The 1,133-nt window shown below is 60.0% G+C and carries 3 protein-coding genes; all 3 read right to left on the reverse strand.

The features are described from left to right. A partial coding sequence (locus tag ACEK02_RS19705) for an AIR synthase related protein (RefSeq protein ID WP_371423259.1) occupies positions 1-232 on the reverse strand: 232 nt, incomplete at its 3' end. Positions 233-850: 618 nt separating this feature from the next. After that, entirely contained in the window at positions 851-1,027 is a 177-nt protein-coding gene (locus ACEK02_RS19710; protein ID WP_081988868.1) for a DUF4169 family protein, read from the reverse strand. Between the two features lie 2 nt (positions 1,028-1,029). Continuing rightward, positions 1,030-1,133, reverse strand: a 104-nt coding sequence (locus ACEK02_RS19715) for a transcription antitermination factor NusB (RefSeq protein WP_371423260.1), incomplete at its 5' end; no start/stop codon positions are given.

Genomic DNA, 1,133 nt, shown 5'->3' on the forward strand with positions numbered 1-1,133 from the left:
GCATCACCCCGACCGGCACCGCGCCCTTGGCGGCGAGATCGGACAGGTTGGTCGCCACCAGCTTCCACGCGACATCCCCGGCTGGATCGCTGGCGAGATAATGCACGCCCTCGACCAGCGTATCGCTGGTCAGCACCAGCCGCCCCAGCCGCGCGGCGTCATCGCGCAGGCCCAACGCCCCTGGATGCAGCGGCAGCGCGCGCAAGGCGGCGAGGAAATCGGCTTCGGTCATGCGCGCCGGTGTAGCGGGGGCGGGGGCGGATGTCTGCGGGTGGTGGGGAGGGGTCTGGCGGCTTTTCGGAAGATTACCGATTAGTCGGACGGGGGCTATGCGCGCAGGTCAGATCGTGCGCATGGCTATCAATGGGTCGAATATGGATGGGGTAAGGAGTTCGATTCAGTTCGTCGGTGACGAATAAGCTACCACTGGTATCTTTGAAAAATCTCATGAAGAAAATTATTGGCGACTTGGTGTGCCTTGTCACGAAATAAATCGTGTTTTGATGCGTAGAGTATGTTCCGTCATAGGACCCAAAACCAGTCACTTTCTCAAAGCGCGCGTTCCGTTCTATTATGAGAGGACCAGCGTCTACTGAACCTTCACAATCACGAATATAGTGACCTAACACCATATTTCGCAAATCGGACGCAGTTAAGGCTATGTAGTTATTGTCAGGAGGGTTGGGCATCGCACCCGCTAACGATAGCGACGCGATCAAGGCAAATGCGGCTCGGATGCACTGGGAAGGCATGACGCGAGAGTGGAGAACTGCGTGAACGTCCGCAATAGGGACGCCAACAAGAGCGGCTAAGTGGCAGATATTGGGCGAGAGCGGACAATCGCCCTTGCTCACTCCTCCCGCTTCACCCCATCCAGCCCGCGTTCCAGCCGCCCGGCGTCCACTGCCGCCGCCTCGCGTTCAGCTTTGCTCCGCCCGAAGGCGGCGCGGTTGATGGTGGCGGTGGCTTCTGCCGCTTTGCGGGTGTGCGCCTTGCGGGCGCGGCGGAGGTTGATGACCTCCGCCATCTTTATGCGCGGACGTCCTTGGCGATGGCGTCGAGCAGGCCGTTGACGAAACCCGCCTCGCGCTTGTCGAAGAAGGCGTGCGCGACATCGACATATTCGGTGATGA

The sequence above is a fragment of the Tardiphaga sp. genome, from assembly GCF_041424195.1.
Lineage (GTDB): Bacteria > Pseudomonadota > Alphaproteobacteria > Rhizobiales > Xanthobacteraceae > Tardiphaga.

Bases quoted from the DNA above. Each gene is read 5' to 3' on its own strand.
- ACEK02_RS19710 (WP_081988868.1), bottom strand. From the start codon at position 1,027: ATGGCGGAGGTCATCAACCTCCGCCGCGCCCGCAAGGCGCACACCCGC.